This window comes from Variovorax sp. OV329 (genome assembly GCF_900114785.1).
GTDB lineage: Bacteria > Pseudomonadota > Gammaproteobacteria > Burkholderiales > Burkholderiaceae_C > Variovorax.
Window position 1 is genome coordinate 459,497 of the sequence record NZ_FOUG01000001.1, and the last position, 18,376, is coordinate 477,872.

Below are 18,376 nucleotides of genomic sequence, written 5' to 3' on the forward strand. Positions count from 1 at the left end.
AATGTGTATCGTTTGTCGCCACCCAAATTGCAAAATGTGGGCCAGTATCGGTAGCACGAAGAGAGCCGGACGCCGCATTGGCGATCCGACCCCACCGGAGACAACAGATGGCGTTGACGCTGCGTAAGAACACGAAGCCGGCCGATCCTCACGCGGACCGCGTGTTGGACATCGTGCGCAGCGGCATCCAGGAGCATGCGAGCGATGTGGTGACGCTCTCCTGGATCCGCTGCATCGAGCAATACCACCTGCGGCCGGACCAGCCGCATGCGCCCGACGTGCTGGCGCGCGTGCCGCTGGAAGAGCGCCGCTCCAGCCACGCCGCGGTCATCGAATGCGCGCGCTACGAGATGACCACGCTCTACCAGCAGTTGGCAGACAACGAGATGGGCGTGGTGTTGACCGACACCGATGGCGTGATCCTGCACATGGTGTCCTCGCCGGAATTCGCTGCGGAGGTGGGGCCGCTGGGCCTGCGCCCCGGCGGCATCTGGAGCGAGGCCGGCGCCGGCACCAACGGCATGGGCACCTGCCTGGCCTCGGGCGGGCCGGTGTCGGTGCGGCGCGACGACCACTTCTACACCCAGTACACGCAGCTCACCTGCTCGGCGGTGCCGGTGTACGACCCGGGCGGCAACATCGTCGCCGCGCTGGACGTCACCAGCCGGTCGCTGCTGATGCAGCAGCACATCCTGGTGCTGCTGGGCATGACGGCCCGCATGATCGAGAACCGCCTGATCGACCGGCAGTTCCGCGACGCGCATCCGCTGCACTTCCACAGCCGGCCCGAGTTCGTCTACACCCTGCATGAGGGCAAGCTGGCGGTGGACGAGGACGGCCGCGTGCTGGCCGCCAACCGCAGCGCCATGTTCCAGCTGGGCCTGCAGTCCATGGACCAGATCCGCACGCGGCGCATCGAGGACCTGTTCCAGACCTCGCTGGCCGACATGCTGCAGCGCAGCGCCTCGTCTTCCTTCCATCCGGTCGTGACCTACGGTACCGACGCCGCGCTGCGCTTCTTCGCGGTGGCGCGGCGCCCGGCCTCGCAGGCGGATGCCGGCAACGGACATGCGATGCTGCCACCAGTGGACGAGGTGCCGGCCCTGCCCAGCGCGCGCGGCAAGGCGCGGCCATCGCTGCCGCGTCCGTCGGCGCCGGGCTTCACCATCGAGGACCCGCGCATCACCACGCAGCTGGAAACCGGCCGGCGCGTGGTCGCACGCGGCACGCCGGTGCTGATCTGCGGCGAGACCGGTTCGGGCAAGGAAGTCTTCGCGCGCTCGCTGCACGACAGCAGCGCGCATGCCACCGGGGCCTTCGTCGCGATCAACTGCGCGAGCCTGCCCGAGAACCTGATCGAGTCCGAACTCTTCGGCTACTGCGCCGGTGCCTTCACCGGCGCGCAGCGCACCGGGCGACGCGGCAAGATCCTGCAGGCGGACGGCGGCACGCTGTTCCTGGACGAGATCGCCGACATGCCGCTGGACCTGCAGTCGCGCCTGCTGCGCGTGCTCGACGAGCGCCGCGTCACGCCGCTGGGTACGGAGGAGACCCACGCGGTCGACTTCCAGCTCATCAGCGCCAGCCACCGCCACCTGCTGACCCTGGTGCGCGAAGGGCGCTTCCGTGAAGACCTGTACTACCGCCTCGCCGGCGTCGAGGTGCAGCTGCCGCCGCTGCGCGATCGCAGCGACAAGCTGGCCCTGATCCGCCGCGTGCTGGCCACCGAAGGCGGCGCCGATGCCAGCCTGAGCGCCGAGGCCGAGCGCATGCTCATGGCCCACGGCTGGCCCGGCAACATCCGCCAGTTGCGGCATGTGCTGGGCACGGCGGCCGCGCTGGCCGACGGCGCGCCCATCACCCGCGCGCACCTGCCCGCGCTGGCCCACAGCCCGCTGCCGGTGTCCGAGCACCAGCCGGCACTGGGCATCGGCCGCAGCGACGCTGCGTTGCCCTCCGCGGCCAGCGCGATGCCTTCGGACCCGGCGCGCATGGGGCATGACAGCACGCCCGGCCTGGCCAGGCTCAACCCGATCCAGGCCAACGAACGCCAGTTGCTGCTGCAGATGCTGGAGCAGCACCGCTGGAACGTGAGCAACGTGGCCAAGGCGCTGGACGTCAGCCGCAACACCCTCTACCGCAAGATCCACAAGCTGCAGATCGAGGTCTCCCATCCAGATCACGATGCGTGACGAGCCGCCCGAGGTGCCGGCGCCCGGCGACGAGGTGCAGGCGCTGGAGTGCGGGCCGCGTTCACGCTTTGCCTGGTGCATCACCGGATCGGGCCACTTCCTCGACGAGTCGATGGTGCTGGCCGCGCGTCTGCCCCAGGTCGACCTGTTCCTCTCGGCCGCGGGCGAAGAGGTGCTGGAGATCTACAAGCTGCACATCGAGGAGCTGAAGTCGCGCTTTCGCATCTTCCGCGACAAGACCGCCAGCGGCGTGCCCGTGGGCATGCTCTACGAGGGCATCTACCACACGGTGGTGCTTGCGCCGGCCACCAGCAACACGGTGGCCAAGTGCGCCTTCGGCATCAGCGACTCCCTGCCCACCAACATGTTCGCGCAGGCCGGCAAGCAGGGCATACCGGGCATCGTGTTTGCATGCGACACCGAACCGGTGGTGCTGACGAAGTCGCCGCACGACTGGGTCACGCTGCGGCCCCGGCGCATCGAGCTGGACAACGTGGAGCGGCTGCGAACGATCGATTTCTGCCGCGTCGTTGCCTCGCCGGCCGAGCTGGAGGCTGCGCTCGACGTGCGACTGAAGGAACTGGCGCTGGCATGGAACACATCCTCTTCCTGACGGGGCACCTGGCCAGGCCCAGCCTGGAACGGGTGCTGGCCAGCATCGAGGCCGCGCCCTTCACCTGGGAGACGCGCGACCTGGGCCTGCAGGTGGCGGGGCTGATGACGACGGACATGATCCGCCGCAGGCTGCATGCGCCGGTGGCCAGCGAAGACGAGGCGCGCCGCATCGACCGCATCATCGTGCCGGGCCGCTGCCGCGGCGAGATGGAGCCGCTTGCCGAGCACTTCGGCATCCCGGTGCAGCGCGGCCCCGAGGAAGTGAAGGACCTGCCGCGCTTCTTCGACCGCGCCGCCAAGGCCATTGCGCTGGACGAGTACCGGGTGGCGATCTTCGCGGAGATCGTCGACGCGTCGCGCCTGGGCGTTCCCGACATCCTGGCGCGCGCCGCAAGGCATCGTGCCGACGGCGCGGACGTCATCGACCTGGGCTGCCTGCCGCAGACGCCCTTCGGCCACCTGGAGGAATCGGTGCAGTCGCTGAAGGCGGAAGGCTTCAGGGTCAGCGTCGATTCGCTGGACACGGACGAGCTGCTGCGCGGCGGCCGGGCCGGCGCAGACTACCTGCTCAGCCTCACGCTGGACAGCCTGTGGGTGGCGCAGGAGGTGGCGTCCACGCCGGTGCTGATCGGCCGCACGCCGGCAGACGAAGCCTCGCTGTACGCGGCCGTCGAGCAGATGCAGCGCGAGGGACGGGCCTTCCTGGCCGATTCGATCCTCGACCCGATTCCTTTCGGCTTCACCGCGTCGATCGTGCGCTACCACCGGCTGCGCGAGCGCTTTCCCGATGCGCCCATCATGATGGGCATCGGCAACCTCACCGAGCTGACCGAGGCCGACACCAGCGGCATCAACGCCGTGCTGCTGGGCATGTGCGCCGAGCTGGAGGTGTCGGCCGTGCTCACCACGCAGGTCAGCAACCATGCGCGCCGGGCGGTGAAGGAGGCCGACTGGGCGCGGCGCATCATGCATGCCGCCCGCAGCCACGGGCAGTTGCCCAAGGGCCTGAGCGATGCCTTGATGACGGTGCACACCAAGCATCCTTTTGTCGACACGCCGCAGGAGATCGCCGCGACGGCGGCGCAGGTGCGCGACCCGAACTTCCGCGTGCAGGTCTCGGCCAGCGGCCTGCATGTCTACAACCGCGACGGCATGCGCCTGGGGCAGGGCGCCTTCGAGCTGTGGCCGCAGCTGGGGCTGGAAGGCGATGCGGCGCATGCCTTCTACATGGGCGTGGAACTGGCGCATGCCGAGATAGCCCACAAGCTGGGCAAGCGTTACGTGCAGGACCGGCCCCTGGACTGGGGCTGCGCGGTGGACGACAAATGAACGACGTCATCTTCGAAACCGTGGTGACCACGGTCGCCCCCGACGGCCGGCCGCACGTGGCCCCCATGGGCGTGCGCTACCGGGGCGATCAGGTCGTGCTGATGCCCTTCAGGCCCTCGACCACGCTCGACAACATCGCCGCGGGCGGCTGTGCCGTGCTCAACATCGTGACCGACACGCGGGTGTTCGCCGGCTGCGTGACCGGCCGCCGCGAGTGGCCGACGCAGCCTGCCGAGAAGATCACCGGCGTGCGCCTGGCCTGCGCGCTGAGCCACGTGGAGCTGCAGCTGGCAGAGCGCATCGACGACGTGCAGCGGCCGGTGCTGAACATGGCGCGGGTCCACGAGGCCATGCATGCGCCCTTCGCCGGCTTCAACCGCGCGCAGGCTGCCGTCATCGAAGGCGCGGTGCTGGTGAGCCGGCTGCGCATGCTGCCGGCGGACAAGGTGGACAGCGAGATGGCCTACCTGCAGATCGCCATCGACAAGACCGCCGGCCCGGCCGAGCACGAGGCCTGGGGCTGGCTGCGCGAGGCGGTGCAAAGGCATCGGGCCGCCCTCGCCGGCAGCATTCCGGAGGGCCTGGCGCCATGAAGATGCTGGTGAGCGTTCGAAGCGTGGAAGAAGCGCTGCTGGCTGCCGACGCCGGCGTCGACTTCATCGACCTCAAGGAGCCGGGGCGGGGCGCATTGGGCGGCCTGCCGGTGGCCACAATCGCCGCCATCGTCGCAGCGCTGCGAGGGCGCGCTGGCGAGCGCCTGGTCAGCGCCACCATCGGCGATGTGCCCATGCACGAGATGGCGCGCATTGCCCGCTGCGTGCAAGAGGTGGGCGATTGCTGCGTCGACTACGTGAAGGTCGGCATCGAGCGATCGGATGCGGCGCGCGGCGTGCTCGACATGCTGGCCGCCAGCGGCCGGCCGGTGGTGCCGGTGTTCATCGCGGACCGGGGCCTGGAAGCGGCGGACGTGGCCCATGCCTGCGCCCTGGGCTTTCCCGGCGTGATGGCCGACACGCAGGACAAGAAGAGCGGCAGCCTGTTCGAGGTGCTGCCGCAGGAGGAGATGCGCCGCTTCGTCGACACCGCGCGCGAGGCCGGCGTCATGGTGGGCCTGGCAGGCGCGCTGCGCGCCGAGCACGTGGGTCTGCTTCGCAACCTGGCACCGGACTTCGCGGGCTTTCGCACGGCGGTGTGCATCGGCGACCGCAGCGCGGCCCTCGACCCCGGGCGCCTCGCGACGCTGATGGCGCTCATGCGCAGTCAGGTGCCGTAGCGCCCGCCGCCCAGCAGCAGCGATCGCACGCGGCCCACGTCGCTGCTCTGAACCACGTCGATGGGGAAGGCGGCGCCTTCGGACAGCGCGCCAAAGCGCTGGTCGACGATGCCCTGTTCCCCCAGCTGCGCCAGGCTCAGGAGGGGGTCGATGGCGCAGGACTTCACCAGCACAAGGCGCTCCGCGTTCAGGCTGTTGGCCAGGTCGAGGGCGATGCTGTCGGCCGTCACCTCCCAGTTGGTGCGCTCGGTCGGCCGTTTGCGCTGCAGCTCGAAGGGCAGCCACAGGGCCGTCTGCCCCTTGTGCAGCACGCGCTGGATGTCGGCCTTGCTGCGCGTGAGCTGCAGCGCCGGGTTCAGGCCGTGCACCAGGTAGGCGGTCTGCGCCATGGCCAGCACCGCCATGTTGTGCGCGCTGAGGTCGCTGATGCGCCAGTGCGCCTGGGCATGGCGCACCGCGTCGCCGAAGGCGCCGCCGCCGCACACCAGGATCACGCGGCCGCCTCCGCATTCGGCAAGCAGGTCCAGCCAGTCCCTCAGGAAGGGGCTGTTGTTGAGGCTGCCGCCGATCTTGACGATCCACATGGGCTCAGGAATCCATCGAGAGAAGCGAGGCCACCGCCACGCTGGGCGCGCACACCTGGGCCCAGGCCCGAACCGCGGCGCGGCCGCCCACGGCATCCGCTGCGATCGGGGCCACGTCGTCGCCGTAGCGCAGCCGCGCTCGCGGCGGGCCGGGCGCATTCGCCAGGAGGTCGTCGACCAGGAAGGCACCGCAGCCGGCGCTGACGACCACCGCCTGCCCGTCCAGTTCGTGGGCCGCCATCACGCGCTGCATCTCGTCCTGCAGCACCCGCAGTTGCTGCGAGCGCCAGGCGCGCGCGAAGGCCAGCCAGTCGTCCGCCTCGGCGTCGCGGCGGTCCAGACCGATCATGCGGGCCAGCCGCTGCTGCGTGGCCTGCGCATCCTTGGCCGCGTTGTCGGCGGCGGGGTGCAGATCGTGCGCCGGGTCCAGCTCGCCGGTGAGGCGGTAGACGTCGGCGCTGGTCGCGAAGAACTCGTTCATCACGTTGTGCGACTGCCCGCGCCAGTCGATGCGCCGCGCCACCGCGCACAAGGGAGTGCGGACCACGCCGTGGTAGACCAGTTCGCCGCTGGCCAGGCGCTGCGCATCGGTGCGGCTGCGGGTCGGCACGCGGCCCTCGCGGAAGGCGATCAGGTCGGTGGTGGTGCTGCCGATGTCTACCAGCAGGCCCGTGCCCGCGACCTGTGCTGCATGGCGTGCCGTGGCGAGCCAATTGGAGGAGGCGACCTCGGCCCAATGGGCTGCCAGTTCGCCGTCACGCAGCCACCCAGCATCGCCGGCGAAGAAGCGGACCGGGCCTTCCAGCGAGCGCGCCAGCGCACTGGCGATGCCCAGCACGCCCTGCTCGCGGTCCGGGAACAGGTCCACCATCTCGCCCGTCATGGTCACGGCGTGCCGTGCCTGCGCCATGGCGCTCCAGCGCTGCCAGGCGGACTGCAGCACGGCATCGAGCTTGTCCATGCCCAGCCACAGGGGGCAGGCCCACTGCGCCACGTCGACCACCTGGCCGCCTTGCATCAGGCAGGCCTTGGCGTGTGCGCCGCCGATGTCCCAGCCGATGATGCTGCGCTCAGGCATCGCCGTGCGCCACTTCCAGGCTGGGTTCGTCGTGGCAGCTCGCGATCACGTCGGCGGCCAGGTTGCGGCCCAGCGCCTGCGAAAGCCCGACATAGGCGCAGGTGACTCGCGGATTCACCTCGATCGCCACCGGCCCGTGCCGCGGATGTCGCACCAGGTCGATGCCCACGAAGCCCCGCAGCCCGGGGATGGCCTGTTGCACCCGTGCCGCCAGCGCGGCCAGTTGCCGCGCGTGCGGGTCGGTCAGCGGGACCGCGTTCACCTGCACGCCCACATACGACAGCAGGCCTTGCCCGTCGACCCGGATGTGCTGGCGGTTGATGCTGAGCAGTTCGCACCGCCCCGGGCCGCACATCAGCGAGAGGCTTAGCGCATCCCCATCGATCCAGGGCTCGATCACCGCCGGCTGGCCGGCGCCCGAGCGCGAGCGCCAGTCCTCCCAGGCCGTTGAGCGCTTGCGATGCACGCGGGTCGCGACGGCGCCGGCGCCGTCGGCCGGCTTGACCACCCAGCGATCGATGTCCGGCCGCTGCTCGAAGTCCAGCGGTGTCGCCACGCCGGCCCGCGCCAGCGCGGCCAGCGTCCGGCGCTTGTGGGTCGCGATCGAGATGGCCGGCAGGCTGCAGCCGAGCCAGCGTTGCGGCGGGACGCAGGGATGCAGGCCCGCCAGCAGGCCCTCGCTTTCCGGCGCCACGACCCAGGCCAGGTCGTGCGCCTGGGCCTGGCGCCGCACGAAGTCCTGCGCCGATTCGCCTTCATGCGGCATGACGGGGTGCGCTGTCTGTGCCGGCGGTGCAGCGAGCTTGCACGTGGCCACGCTCACGTGATAGCTTTTGAGGGCGAGCAGGTCGGCCGCCATGGCATCGCGCATGGCCTGGCCCATCGCCAGCAATCCGTCGGCCGCCCCGCTTGCCGCAGTGGTGGCCATGTCCCCGCCACCGCTCAAATACTCATACACGAAGATCCTGGTCATCGACGCCACGCTCGTTCCTCCCCTTGTCCGACATGAAGCTCATCCCCGTGATCGACCTGATGCAAGGCCAGGTCGTGCGTGCCGTGCGCGGCAATCGCCAGGCGTACCGGCCCATCGAATCGCAGTTGTGCCCGGGCAGCGCTCCGGTCGCGATGGCGCAGGCCTTGTGCGAGCACTGCGCGACGCGGCAGCTGTACGTGGCCGACCTCGATGCCTTGCTCGGCCGCCCGGCGCAGGTGGCAGCGCTTCGCTCGCTGCTGCAGGCCATCCCCGGCCTGGAGCTGTGGCTGGACGCCGGCTTTGCGAGCCGCGCCGACGCGGATGCGCTGCAGCGCGAGGTCGATGCCGACCCATGGGTGCCGGTGTTCGGCAGCGAGTCGCTGGCTTCGCGCGATGAACTGCAGCGCTGCTTCGCCGGCCGGCCGGATGCCGGCGTGCTCTCGCTGGACCGCCGCGACGGGCAGAAGATGGACCTCGCCGGCTGCTGGGAGGCACCCGCCCTCTGGCCCGAACGCGTGATCGTGATGACGCTGGAACGCGTCGGCGCCGGCACCGGGCCGGACCTGCAGACGCTGGCCGAAGTCAGGTCGAAGTCGCCCTCGACCTTCATGGTCGGCGCCGGCGGCATCCGCAATGCTGCCGACCTGGAGGCGGCCCGCATCGCCGGCGCCGGTGCCTGGCTGGTGGCCAGCGCGCTGCATGACGGCGGCCTGCCTCGCCAGCGCGACTGAAGTGTGAAACGCGTCATTGGCGCTGCCGCATCACGATTCGTGCCAAGGCGATAGGTCGACTCATGCGGGCGCCGGACGCCGATCCCGGGCCAGAACTGCAACAGCCAACGCCACACAGTGTTTCATTTCTGGCGGGCGGGCCGATCCACGGGAGTGAGCGCTGGCGAGGCGGGCTGGTGGCACATCGCTTGCGGTGATGAGGCCGATGAGCGGACCCCTGCCTGCTTCCGAAGACGGCGCTGTGCGTTGGACTTCTCCCTTCTGCCTGCTGCTGTGCGACACGCTGGGCGTGCGTGCCAATGCGTCCGGCACGGCGCTGGAGCTGGCCGAAGGCGAGTGCGCGGCGGCGCGCCTCGCCCTGGCGCGCTTTCCGGGCATGCCATCGGTGGCCGCGCCGCAGGTCGATGGGCTCAGTGTGGATCCGGACCAGGCGCTGGACGCGGCTGCGCGAATCCTGGCCGACAGCCGCCAGCCGCTCTTCGGCGGGCTGGGCACGGATGTGGCGGGCGCCCGGGCGCTGTACCGCCTCGCCACCGAGACCGGTGCCATCTGCGACGCGGCCCGGGGCCCGGCGCTGATGCACACGGTGCGCACGCTGCAGGATCGCGGCGGCTACAGCACCACGCTGGCGGAAGTGCGCAACCGCGCCGACCTGCTCGTCTTCCTCGGCGGACTGCCCGGCGGCGGTGCAGCCGAGTTCATGGCGCGCTGCGGGGTGGGGGAGGCGGGCTCGCCGCCGCGCCACCTTGTGCTGCTCGGTGGCTCGCCGGAGGAACAGGCCGGCCTCGCCGCACTGACGGGGCGCGCCGAACTCACGATGGAATCGCTGCCGCTTCAAGGCGACTTGTTTGACACGGTGGCGCTGCTGTCCGCCCTGGTGGCGCGGCGGGCGGTGCCTGCGCCGCCGCCCGGCCTGGCCGCGCTGGCCGAGCGCCTGCTGGCCGCGCACTACGCCGTGCTGGTCGGACAGACCGACGCGATGCCTGCGCACGGCAACCTGCTCATCGAGGCAGCGAACCGCATCGTCGCCACGCTCAACACCGCCACGCGCGCCGCCGCGATGTGGCTGGGCGGCGGCAACGGGGCCGGCACGGTCAACGAGGTGTTCACCTGGCTGTCGGGGCTGCCGCTGCGTTCGCGCAACGGCCCGGGCGGCGTGGAGCACGATCCGCTGTGCTTCGACACGGCGCGCCTGCTGGCCGAAGGCGCGGCCGACAGCCTGCTGTGGGTCTCCTGCTTCGACCCCGATGGCATTGCGCCGGGCACGCAGGTGCCGCTGATCGTGCTGGGGCACCCCGATCTGGCTGCCTCGGCGCAGCGGGTGGGAAGTGTCTTCCTCCCGGTGTCGACACCGGGCATCGGTTCGCCCGGCCACCTGTTCCGTGCCGACGGCGGCACGGTGCTGCCGCTGGTCCCGCTGTACCGGGACACGCTGCCGACGCTGGCCGAGGTGCTGGGCCAACTCCTGCAGCGCGTGCAGGCCCTGCGCGCAAAGGCGGTGCCATGAGCAGCCTGCGCCTCAAGGCCGGCTTCGTCATCGACCCCACGCAGTCGGAGGACGGCGTGAGGGATGTCTGCGTGCAGGACGGCCGCATCGCCGCGCTGGACCCGCGCGCACCAGTGGATGCGGAAATCGACGCCAGCGGCTGCGTCGTGATGGCGGGCGGCATCGACCTGCACACGCACATCGGCGGCGGCAAGGTCAACCTGGCGCGCCTGCTGCTGCCCGAGACCCGCCGCGGGGAAGGGGACTGCACGGGCTGCGTGCCCGGCACGCTCGACACCGGCCACCGCTATGCGCAGATGGGCTACACCGCGGCCTTCGAGCCGGCCATGGTCGCCAGCAACGCCCGCCACGCGCACATGGAGATGGGCGACACGCCCATCCTCGACCACGGCGCCTACGTGATGCTCGGCAACGACGAGTTCTTCCTGCAGCTGCTGTCCGAGGGCGGCGCGGCCGGTGGCAACTACGAGACCATCCGCGACTACATGGGCTGGACCCTCAACGCCACCCGGGCGATGGGCGTGAAGGTGGTCAACCCGGCCGGCATCTCGGCCTTCAAGTTCAACCAGCGCAAGCTGGACGTGGACGAGCGCCACGTGCACTGGCAGGTGACGCCGCGCCAGGTGGTGCACACCCTGGCGCGGGCGCTGCGCGAGCTGGGCGTGCCGCATCCGCTGCACATCCATGGCAGCAACCTGGGCGTGCCGGGCAACATCGAGTCGACGCTGGAGACCATCCGCGCGCTGGAGGGGCTGCCGGCGCACCTGACGCACGTGCAGTTCCATGCCTACGGCACCGAGGGGCCGAAGAAGTTCTCGTCGGCCGCGCTGGCGCTGGCCGAGGCCGTCAACGCCAATCCGAACATCAGCATCGACGTGGGCCAAATCATCTTCGGCCAGACCGTCACCGCCTCGGGCGACACCATGCGCCAGCATGCGCAGGCCGCCTTCGGCTCGCCGCGCAAGTTCATCGGCGGCGACATCGAGTGCGAGGCCGGCTGCGGCGTGGTGCCCTTCCGCTACCGCGAGCAGAGCTACGTGAACGCGCTGCAATGGGTGATCGGCCTGGAGCTGTTCCTGCTGGTACGCGACCCGTGGCGGGTGGTGCTGACCACGGACCATCCCAATGGCGGTCCCTTCACCAGCTACCCGCACCTGATCCGCCTGCTGATGGACAAGGGCTTTCGCGAGGAGCAACTGGCGAAGCTGCATCCGGAGGTGGCGGCCAACTGCGCGTTGCGCTCGATCACGCGCGAGCTGAGCCTGCGGGAAATCGCCATCATGACCCGTGCCGCGCCGGCACGTTTGCTGGGCCTGAAGGACCGCGGCCATCTCGGCATCGGCGCGGCGGCGGACATCGCGGTGTACCGCGAGCAGTCCGACCGCGAGGCCATGTTCCAGGTGCCCGAGCATGTGTTCAAGGACGGCACGCTGGTCGCCAGGGCCGGGCAGGTCGTCGCCACGCCGGCGGGCGGCACGCACTTCGTGGAGCCGGACTACGACCGCGGCATCGAGAAGACCCTGCGCGCCCATCTTGCAGCGCACGGCTCGGTGAACTTCGACCGCATCGCCATCGGCCACGACGAGCTGTGCAGCTGCTGCAACGGCGGGCGGCTGCTGCCGGCCGAATGCTTCAAGGCGAAGCCATGACCGAGGCGTGCATCCGCAACGACGTGCAGATCGACGACAGCTTCGCCGAAGCCTTCCCGATGAAGGCCACGCGCATCCTGGTCACGGCGCACAACCTCAAGTGGGCGCGGCACGCGGCCATGTCGGCCACGGGCCTGGCGACTTCGGTGATCGGCTGCGGTTGCGAGGCCGGCATCGAGCGCGTGCTCGATGCCGGCGAGACGCCCGATGGCCGCCCTGGGCTGAGCCTGCTGCTCTTCGCCATGTCCGGGAAGGAGTTGGCCAAGCAGGTGGAGCGGCGCGTGGGCCAATGCGTGCTGACCTGTCCGACCACGGCCGTCTACGCCGGCATCGCCGAAGGCGAGGCGATCGCGCTGGGGAAGAACCTGCGCTTCTTCGGCGACGGCTGGCAGATGTCGAAGGTGATCGGCGGCATCCGCTACTGGCGCGTGCCGGTGATGGACGGCGAATTCGTGGCGCAGGAAAGCACCGGCGTGGTCAAGGGCGTGGGTGGCGGCAACCTGCTGTTCCTGTGCAGGGACACCGACGGCGCGCTCGCCGTGGCCGAGGCTGCGGTGGCGGCGATGCAGGCGCTGCCCAACGTCATCCTTCCCTTCCCGGGCGGCGTGGTGCGGTCGGGCTCGAAGGTGGGCAGCCGCTATGCGGCCCTGAGCGCTTCCACGAACGATGCCTTCTGCCCGGGCCTCTACGGCCTGGTGCCGCGCAGCGAGCTGACGCCCGAGACGCGCTGCGTGATGGAGATCGTCATCGATGGCCTGGCAGAAGCCGACGTGGCGCAGGCGATGCGCGTGGGCATGCAGGCCGCCATCGGCATCGGCGCGGCCGGCGGGCTGTTGCGCATCTCGGCGGGCAACTACGGCGGCAAGCTGGGGCCCTTCCATTTCCACCTGCGCAAGCTGCTGGGGGAGGGCGGGCCATGAGCGGCTGGCGGCTGGTGCTCAAGGCCGAGCCGGCGCTGCGGGTCGACCTGCGCGGCGTCACGCCCGCCGCCCTGGCCGGCAAGTCGTCCGCCGAAGCCGAAGGGCTTCTTGTCGGCCACGGCAACGTGCGCGTACCCCTGGCCGAGTTCTTCAAGCTGTCGGCGACGCAGGAAGAAGATGCATTGGATTTCGATGGCGACCTGTCGCGCTTCGATCGTGTCGGCTGGCAACTGGCCGGCGGGCGCATCCGGGTCGAGGGCAACGTGGGCCACCACGCTGGCGAAGGGATGAGCGCGGGCGAACTTTCCGTGAAGGGCAGCGCAGGGTTGCTTGCGGCCTGCGAGATGGCCGGCGGCGTGTTCACGGTGCAGGGTGACGTCGACGACTTCGCGGCGAGTGCGCTGCCGGGCAGCATGGACGGCATGCGCGGCGGCACCTTCGTGGTCCTGGGAAAGGCCGGCGCGCGCTTCGCGGACCGCATGCGGCGCGGCAGCGCCGTCGTGCATGGCGACACCGGCGACTTCCCGGGCTCGCGCATGGTGGCCGGCACCGTGGCCATCGGCGGCCGCGCGGGCGCGCACGCGGGCTTCGGCATGCGGCGCGGCAGCATCGTGCTGGCAGCGGGGAGTGCGGCGGTGCAGGTCCCGCCCACCTTCGTTCCGGCGCTGGGCGCCGCGGATGTGATCTGGCAACTGCTGGCGCGAGACCTTGCAGTGCTTGGCGGACCTTTCGTGGGACTGGAAAAGAAGCGCATCGCGCGGCACCTGGGCGACCTGGCGGCCGACGGGAAGGGCGAGCTTCTCATTGCCAGCTAGAGTCGCGTGGTGAAAACCGTGACCGACAACAACGAATGCTTTGCGCTGCTGGACGACCGCCAGTCCGGCCCCGCGCGGCCCGCGAGCCGCCTGTACCTGGGCCTTGAACGCGAACACCGCTGCACCGATCCCGCCATGCTTGACGCGATGTGGGCAAAGGTGGAGGAGGATCTGCGCGCCGGCCTGCATGCCGTGCTGCTGGCCGACTATGAATGGGGCGCCAGGCTCATCAAGGCGGGCCACCGGCACCTGCCCGCCGACGACCCGTCGGCCCTGCGCGTGCTGATGTTCCGCGAGCTGTCGCGCCTGCACGGCGCCGAAGTGGATGCGTGGCTGGACCGGCTCGAACCGGATGCAGCAGGCGCCGCAGGCGTGATGAATCTTTCGCCCAGCGTGGACCGGGCCGCCTTCACGCAAGCCATCGAAGAGATCCAGCAGCGCATCGCCGCCGGCGAGACCTACCAGGTCAACTACACCTTCAGGCTCCATGGCCAGGTCTATGGGTCGCCGGTGCAGCTCTATCGCCAGTTGCGCGAGCGGCAGTCGGTGGCCTACGGCGCGCTGATCCGCCTGCCCGCTCGCGGCGGCGAAGGCGCAGGGCACGTGCTGTCCCTGTCGCCCGAACTTTTCCTGCGTCACGACCAGGGCCTGCTCACGGCCCGACCGATGAAGGGAACGGCGCACCGCGCAGCCGATGTCGAAGGCGACAGCGAGACCGCGCGCCACCTGGCCTTCGACGCCAAGAACCGGGCGGAGAACGTGATGATCGTGGACCTGCTGCGCAACGACCTCGGCCGCCTAGCCCAGGTCGGCAGCGTGGAGGTCACGCAGCTCTTCGAGGTCGAGCCCTACGGCACGCTGTTCCAGATGACCTCGACCATCGAGGCCCGCCTGCGGCCCGAGGTCGGCTTCGCGGACGTCCTGCGCGCGGCCTATCCCTGCGGTTCCATCACCGGCGCGCCCAAGCACCACACGATGGAGCTGATCGCCGGGCTGGAGAGCACGCCGCGCGGCCTCTACTGCGGCGCCATCGGCTGGATGGATGCGCCGCAGGGCGCGGCGAAGGTGGGCGACTTCTGCCTGTCGGTGGCGATCCGCACCCTCACGCTGGGTGCCGAGGCCGACGGCCTGCGACCGGCGCGCCTGGGCATCGGCGCGGGCATCGTGGCCGACAGCCGGGCCGACGACGAGTTCGAGGAATGCCACCTGAAGGCCCGCTTCCTGACCGGACTGGACCCGGGCTTCCAGCTCTTCGAGACCATGCTCGCCCCGGCGGCGCCGGATGCGCCGCCGGCACTTCGCCACCTGGACCGCCACCTGGCGCGCCTGGGCCGCAGCGCCGGCGTGCTGGGTTTCCGCTTCGACCGTGCCGAGGCGAGCCAGTCCTTGTCCCGCCTGCTGTCGACCTTGTCGCCCGGCGTGGACTGGCGCGTGCGCCTGGCCCTGTCGCATGACGGCAGCCTGCACCTGCAGCACGGCCCGCTGGCGCCGCTGGCGCTTGCACCAGTCACGCTGCGGGTGGCAGACCAGTGCCTGCCCGACTTCAATCCCCTGGCCGCGCACAAGACCACCGTGCGGCAGGTGTATGACGAAGGCGTGCGCGCGGCCGAGCGCGCAGGCGCCTTCGACAGCCTGTTCTTCACCGTCGACGGCCGCCTGGTCGAAGGCGGGCGCACCTCGGTCTTCCTGAAGATCGCCGGCCGCTGGTACACGCCGCCGCTGGCCGACGGCGCACTGCCCGGCGTGCTGCGCGGCTGCCTGCTGGAAGACCCGGCCTGGGCCGCCACCGAGCGCAGCCTGCGCCGGGCCGACCTGCAGGGGGTCGAGGCCATTGCCGTCTGCAATGCATTGCGCGGCGTGCTGCCGGCGCAGCTGCTGCAGGACGCAGCTGTTCCTGCCTGAGATGCCACCCGTGCCGCACAAGCGACTGGCTCTCTTCGACCTGGACCTGACGCTGACGCCCTTCGACAGCGGCATGGCCTGGACCCAGTTCCTCGTCGACAAGGGCATCCTCCCGGCCGAAGCCGAGGCGCAGTACCTAGCCTATTGCCACCTCTACATCGCCGGCACGCTGGACATCCATGCCATGCACCGCAGCAACATGCAGCCGCTGCTGGCCTACCCGCGCGACGTGCTTGCGCAGTGGACTTCCGAGTTCGAGGAGCGGATGCGTCCTCGCATCCCGTGCGCGAGCCTGGCGCTGGTGGACGAGCACCGCGCGCGCGGCGACCTGTGCGCCATCGTCACCGCGACCACCGGGCTCATCGCGCAGCCGATGGCGCGGCTGTTCGGCATCGACCACCTGGTGTCCACGCGCACCGCAACGGTGGACGGGGTGGTCCACGCGCCCTACACCGGCGAGATCGACGGCGAGCCCTGCTACCGCGAGCACAAGGTGAGCCGCGTCGCGCAGTGGCTGGAGGGCCTCGATCGCAGCGTCGGGGACTTCGAGGCCTCGTGGTTTTATTCCGACTCGATCGGCGACCTGCCGCTGATGCAGGCGGTCACGCATCCGGTGGCAGTGTGCCCCGACGAGCGGCTGCGTGCGCATGCGCTGGCAGCCGGCTGGCCGGTGACGGAGCTGGACCGGACGGTCTGAATGGCGCAGGCCGCTAGGCCTGGATCAGCCCCCAGCGCAGCGCCACCAGCGTCAGTTCCGACTGGTTGCTGGCGCCCAGCTTCTGCTTGACGTGGTAGAGGTGCGTGCCCACCGTGCTTGGCGAGAGGTTCAGCGACTGCGCGATCTGCGCCACGCTCTGGCCGCGGGCCAGCTGGATGAAGACGGAGAACTCGCGCTCGCTCAGCGTGTCGGCCGGGTTCGTCTCGCCTTCGAGCTGCGCCAGGGCCAGGGCCTGCGCCGTGGCCGCGTCGACATAGCGCTGGCCGCGGGCCACCGCGCTCACAGCGGCGATCAGCGTGTCGGGCGCGCTGCGCTTTCTCAGGTAGCCCAGTGCGCCGGCGCGCAGCACGCGCTGCGGATGCGCCGTGTCCTCGTGCGCCGACAGCGCCAGCACCCGGGCCTTGGGGTCCTGCGCCAGCAGGCGGCGCACCGCTTCCAGGCCGCCGATGCCGGGCATCGACAGGTCCATCACCACCACGTCGGGCTTCAGGCGAGGGTAGTCCACGCAGGCCTGCTCGCCGGTGTCGACTTCGCCCACCACCTCGAAGCGGGCATCGGCCAGCAGCATCCGGAAGCCCATGCGCACCAGGGCATGGTCGTCCACCAGCAGCACGCGGATCATGCGGTCTCCTTGTCGTTCGTGGCGGCGATGGGCAGGCGCACCTGCAGGCGCGCGCCGCGCGGCTGCGCGCCCTGCAGCTCGAAGCTGCCGCCCAGGCCATGCACCCGTTCGGCCAGCCAGCGCAGGCCGTGGTGGTCGTTGCGCTGCGGCTCCTCGCTGGGCAGGCCGCTGCCGTCATCGAGCAGTTCCAGTGTCGCGTCCCCGGCCTGGCATTGCACCGTGAGCTGCAGGTGCCGGGCCTGGCCATGGCGCAGCGCATTGGTCAGCCCCTCCTGCGCCGCGCGGTACAGGGTGAGGGCCGCGTCCGCCCCCAATGCGGCATCGGCCAGGTCGACGCGCAGGGAGATCTGCACGCCGGCATGGGCGCGCCGCGTTCGCTCGGCCAGGTCCTTCAGTGCCTCCGCCAGGCCGAAGTTGTCCAGCACCAGCGGCGTCAGGCGCGGGATGATGCCGTGCATGGCGTCGTACAGGCGCGAGGACTCGTCGGCGATCAGGCGCGCGGCCTGCTCGGCCTGCGGGTCCAGCGCCTGCACGCGCTGGGCGATGGACAGCGCCATGCTGCGCATCGCCGTCACCGACTGGCCGAACTCGTCGTGCAGTTCACGCGCGATCATGCGGCGCTCGGCCTCCACGTGCTTGTCGATCCAGCGGGTCAGCTCCCGGCTGTCCGACAGCTGCATCTCCGCGCGCACCGCCCGGCGCTCGGTCTCGATGTGCCGGTCCAGCTCGCCCACCATGCGGTTGAAGGCCGCGCCGATGGCGGCGGCCTCGGCGCCGGCCAGCGGCGGCAGCTTGGCGTCGAACTGCCCGCCTTGCACGCGCTCCAGCGCCTGGGCGATCTGGCCCAGCGGCCGCAGTGCGCGCCCGACCAGCCAGAACACCATGCCGTTGACCACCAGCAGGAAGGCCAGCGCGCCGGCGGCCAGGGTGACCACGTAGTCCCAGGCATCGACCTCGGCGCGCGTCGCGTTGGCGCGCACCACCAGCTTGCCGTCGGGGAACTCGATGGTCTGCACCGAGGGCGCCGGGGCGATCAGCGCGCTGAACCAGTCGGGCGCGTCGCGGCCGGCCTTGTAGGTGGGCGAGGGCGAGCGGTAGAGCTCCTGGCCCTGTGCATCGAAGAGCGTGATGTCGTTGGAGCGGACCCGCCCGATGCTCTGCAGGAAGGCCAGCATGGCCGGCGTTCCCTGCGCCGCGTAGCGCATGGCGGTGCCCTGAAGCAGCGTGGCCGCGACGCGGTTGGCGGCCACCACTTCCTCGTGGACCGACTCGCGCATGCTGCGCAACTCGAGCGCGAGCACCGTCGCCGCGAGGACGACCGTCAGGGCAACGACGATGAGGTTGATCTTCAGCCGCAGGCTCACCAGGTGCAGGATGGAGAGGGGACGCGGCCATGGTAGCGGCAAGGCTCCCTTGCGCGCTCGGGACATCTTCTGACACGGCCGCTGCGCCGGGCGGCCGAGAATTC

Annotated in this window: 17 protein-coding genes; 12 read left to right on the forward strand and 5 right to left on the reverse strand. The window is 70.7% G+C overall.

The annotated features are described in order from the left end of the window. The first annotated feature begins 107 nt into the window (after positions 1–107). From BM345_RS02115 to BM345_RS02135, 5 genes are read left to right on the forward strand one after another with little or no spacing between them, the layout of a single operon-like run. A complete protein-coding gene (locus tag BM345_RS02115) occupies positions 108–2,192 on the forward strand; it encodes a sigma-54-dependent Fis family transcriptional regulator (protein WP_093374998.1) in 2,085 nt (694 codons plus the stop codon). Beyond that, complete coding sequence (locus BM345_RS02120) at positions 2,185–2,805, forward strand: flavoprotein (protein WP_093375000.1); 621 nt, start codon at positions 2,185–2,187, stop codon at positions 2,803–2,805. Before BM345_RS02115 ends, BM345_RS02120 begins: the two co-directional genes overlap by 8 nt. Next, complete coding sequence (locus BM345_RS02125; RefSeq protein WP_093375002.1) at positions 2,784–4,136, forward strand: DUF6513 domain-containing protein; 1,353 nt, start codon at positions 2,784–2,786, stop codon at positions 4,134–4,136. Before BM345_RS02120 ends, BM345_RS02125 begins: the two co-directional genes overlap by 22 nt. After that, the gene (locus BM345_RS02130; protein ID WP_093375004.1) at positions 4,133–4,729 is read left to right on the forward strand and encodes a DUF447 domain-containing protein; all 597 of its coding nucleotides are present in this window, start codon (positions 4,133–4,135) and stop codon (positions 4,727–4,729) included. Before BM345_RS02125 ends, BM345_RS02130 begins: the two co-directional genes overlap by 4 nt. Further along, positions 4,726–5,409, forward strand: a complete 684-nt coding sequence (locus BM345_RS02135; RefSeq protein ID WP_093375006.1) for a (5-formylfuran-3-yl)methyl phosphate synthase — start codon at positions 4,726–4,728, stop codon at positions 5,407–5,409. The genes BM345_RS02130 and BM345_RS02135 overlap by 4 nt, the downstream gene beginning before the upstream one ends. On the opposite strand, the gene BM345_RS02140 is transcribed toward BM345_RS02135, so the two are convergent. From BM345_RS02140 to BM345_RS02150, 3 genes are read right to left on the reverse strand one after another with little or no spacing between them, the layout of a single operon-like run. Continuing rightward, the gene (locus BM345_RS02140; protein ID WP_093375008.1) at positions 5,397–5,993 is read right to left on the reverse strand and encodes an amino acid kinase family protein; all 597 of its coding nucleotides are present in this window, start codon (positions 5,991–5,993) and stop codon (positions 5,397–5,399) included. The genes BM345_RS02135 and BM345_RS02140 overlap by 13 nt on opposite strands. Positions 5,994–5,997: 4 nt before the next feature. After that, positions 5,998–7,071 carry a hydantoinase/oxoprolinase family protein gene (locus BM345_RS02145; RefSeq protein ID WP_093375010.1) on the reverse strand — a complete coding sequence of 358 codons (1,074 nt, stop codon included), beginning with the start codon at positions 7,069–7,071 and terminating at the stop codon, positions 5,998–6,000. After that, on the reverse strand, positions 7,064–8,044 hold the full coding sequence (locus BM345_RS02150) for an ATP-grasp domain-containing protein (protein WP_093375012.1): 981 nt from the start codon (positions 8,042–8,044) through the stop codon (positions 7,064–7,066). The genes BM345_RS02145 and BM345_RS02150 overlap by 8 nt, the downstream gene beginning before the upstream one ends. A 32-nt stretch (positions 8,045–8,076) precedes the next feature. Between BM345_RS02150 and BM345_RS02155 the strand changes: the two genes are divergently transcribed. The 7 genes from BM345_RS02155 to BM345_RS02185 all read left to right on the forward strand — a co-directional run bounded on the left by BM345_RS02155 (position 8,077) and on the right by BM345_RS02185 (position 16,265). Next, positions 8,077–8,775, forward strand: coding sequence for a HisA/HisF-related TIM barrel protein (locus BM345_RS02155; RefSeq protein WP_093375014.1), 699 nt, complete (start codon positions 8,077–8,079; stop codon positions 8,773–8,775). A 241-nt stretch (positions 8,776–9,016) separates the two neighbouring features. Beyond that, the gene (locus tag BM345_RS02160; RefSeq protein WP_254789428.1) at positions 9,017–10,282 is read left to right on the forward strand and encodes a molybdopterin-binding domain-containing protein; all 1,266 of its coding nucleotides are present in this window, start codon (positions 9,017–9,019) and stop codon (positions 10,280–10,282) included. After that, positions 10,279–11,931, forward strand: a complete 1,653-nt coding sequence (locus BM345_RS02165; RefSeq protein ID WP_093375018.1) for a formylmethanofuran dehydrogenase subunit A — start codon at positions 10,279–10,281, stop codon at positions 11,929–11,931. The genes BM345_RS02160 and BM345_RS02165 overlap by 4 nt, the downstream gene beginning before the upstream one ends. After that, complete coding sequence (fhcD, locus tag BM345_RS02170; protein ID WP_093375020.1) at positions 11,928–12,851, forward strand: formylmethanofuran--tetrahydromethanopterin N-formyltransferase; 924 nt, start codon at positions 11,928–11,930, stop codon at positions 12,849–12,851. Before BM345_RS02165 ends, fhcD begins: the two co-directional genes overlap by 4 nt. Beyond that, positions 12,848–13,666 (forward strand): formylmethanofuran dehydrogenase subunit C, encoded by an 819-nt coding sequence (locus BM345_RS02175; RefSeq protein ID WP_093375022.1) that lies wholly within the window; start codon positions 12,848–12,850, stop codon positions 13,664–13,666. Before fhcD ends, BM345_RS02175 begins: the two co-directional genes overlap by 4 nt. Before the next feature lie 9 nt (positions 13,667–13,675). After that, positions 13,676–15,568, forward strand: a complete 1,893-nt coding sequence (pabB, locus tag BM345_RS02180; RefSeq protein WP_254789430.1) for an aminodeoxychorismate synthase component I — start codon at positions 13,676–13,678, stop codon at positions 15,566–15,568. Between the two features lie 10 nt (positions 15,569–15,578). After that, positions 15,579–16,265 (forward strand): HAD family hydrolase, encoded by a 687-nt coding sequence (locus tag BM345_RS02185; protein WP_254789433.1) that lies wholly within the window; start codon positions 15,579–15,581, stop codon positions 16,263–16,265. 13 nt (positions 16,266–16,278) lie between these two features. Here the strand turns inward: BM345_RS02185 and BM345_RS02190 are convergent, their stop codons facing one another. Both BM345_RS02190 and BM345_RS02195 read right to left on the reverse strand, forming a co-directional pair. Continuing rightward, a complete protein-coding gene (locus BM345_RS02190; protein ID WP_093375026.1) occupies positions 16,279–16,908 on the reverse strand; it encodes a response regulator in 630 nt (209 codons plus the stop codon). Continuing rightward, entirely contained in the window at positions 16,905–18,314 is a 1,410-nt protein-coding gene (locus tag BM345_RS02195; protein ID WP_254789436.1) for a HAMP domain-containing protein, read from the reverse strand. Before BM345_RS02195 ends, BM345_RS02190 begins: the two co-directional genes overlap by 4 nt. Positions 18,315–18,376: the final 62 nt, after the last annotated feature.

Bases quoted from the DNA above. Each gene is read 5' to 3' on its own strand.
- BM345_RS02115 (WP_093374998.1), top strand. From the start codon at position 108: ATGGCGTTGACGCTGCGTAAGAACACGAAGCCGGCCGATCCTCACGCG.
- BM345_RS02120 (WP_093375000.1), top strand. From the start codon at position 2,185: ATGCGTGACGAGCCGCCCGAGGTGCCGGCGCCCGGCGACGAGGTGCAG.
- BM345_RS02125 (WP_093375002.1), top strand. From the start codon at position 2,784: ATGGAACACATCCTCTTCCTGACGGGGCACCTGGCCAGGCCCAGCCTG.
- BM345_RS02130 (WP_093375004.1), top strand. From the start codon at position 4,133: ATGAACGACGTCATCTTCGAAACCGTGGTGACCACGGTCGCCCCCGAC.
- BM345_RS02135 (WP_093375006.1), top strand. From the start codon at position 4,726: ATGAAGATGCTGGTGAGCGTTCGAAGCGTGGAAGAAGCGCTGCTGGCT.
- BM345_RS02140 (WP_093375008.1), bottom strand. From the start codon at position 5,993: ATGTGGATCGTCAAGATCGGCGGCAGCCTCAACAACAGCCCCTTCCTG.
- BM345_RS02145 (WP_093375010.1), bottom strand. From the start codon at position 7,071: ATGCCTGAGCGCAGCATCATCGGCTGGGACATCGGCGGCGCACACGCC.
- BM345_RS02150 (WP_093375012.1), bottom strand. From the start codon at position 8,044: ATGACCAGGATCTTCGTGTATGAGTATTTGAGCGGTGGCGGGGACATG.
- BM345_RS02155 (WP_093375014.1), top strand. From the start codon at position 8,077: ATGAAGCTCATCCCCGTGATCGACCTGATGCAAGGCCAGGTCGTGCGT.
- BM345_RS02165 (WP_093375018.1), top strand. From the start codon at position 10,279: ATGAGCAGCCTGCGCCTCAAGGCCGGCTTCGTCATCGACCCCACGCAG.
- fhcD (WP_093375020.1), top strand. From the start codon at position 11,928: ATGACCGAGGCGTGCATCCGCAACGACGTGCAGATCGACGACAGCTTC.
- BM345_RS02175 (WP_093375022.1), top strand. From the start codon at position 12,848: ATGAGCGGCTGGCGGCTGGTGCTCAAGGCCGAGCCGGCGCTGCGGGTC.
- BM345_RS02190 (WP_093375026.1), bottom strand. From the start codon at position 16,908: ATGATCCGCGTGCTGCTGGTGGACGACCATGCCCTGGTGCGCATGGGC.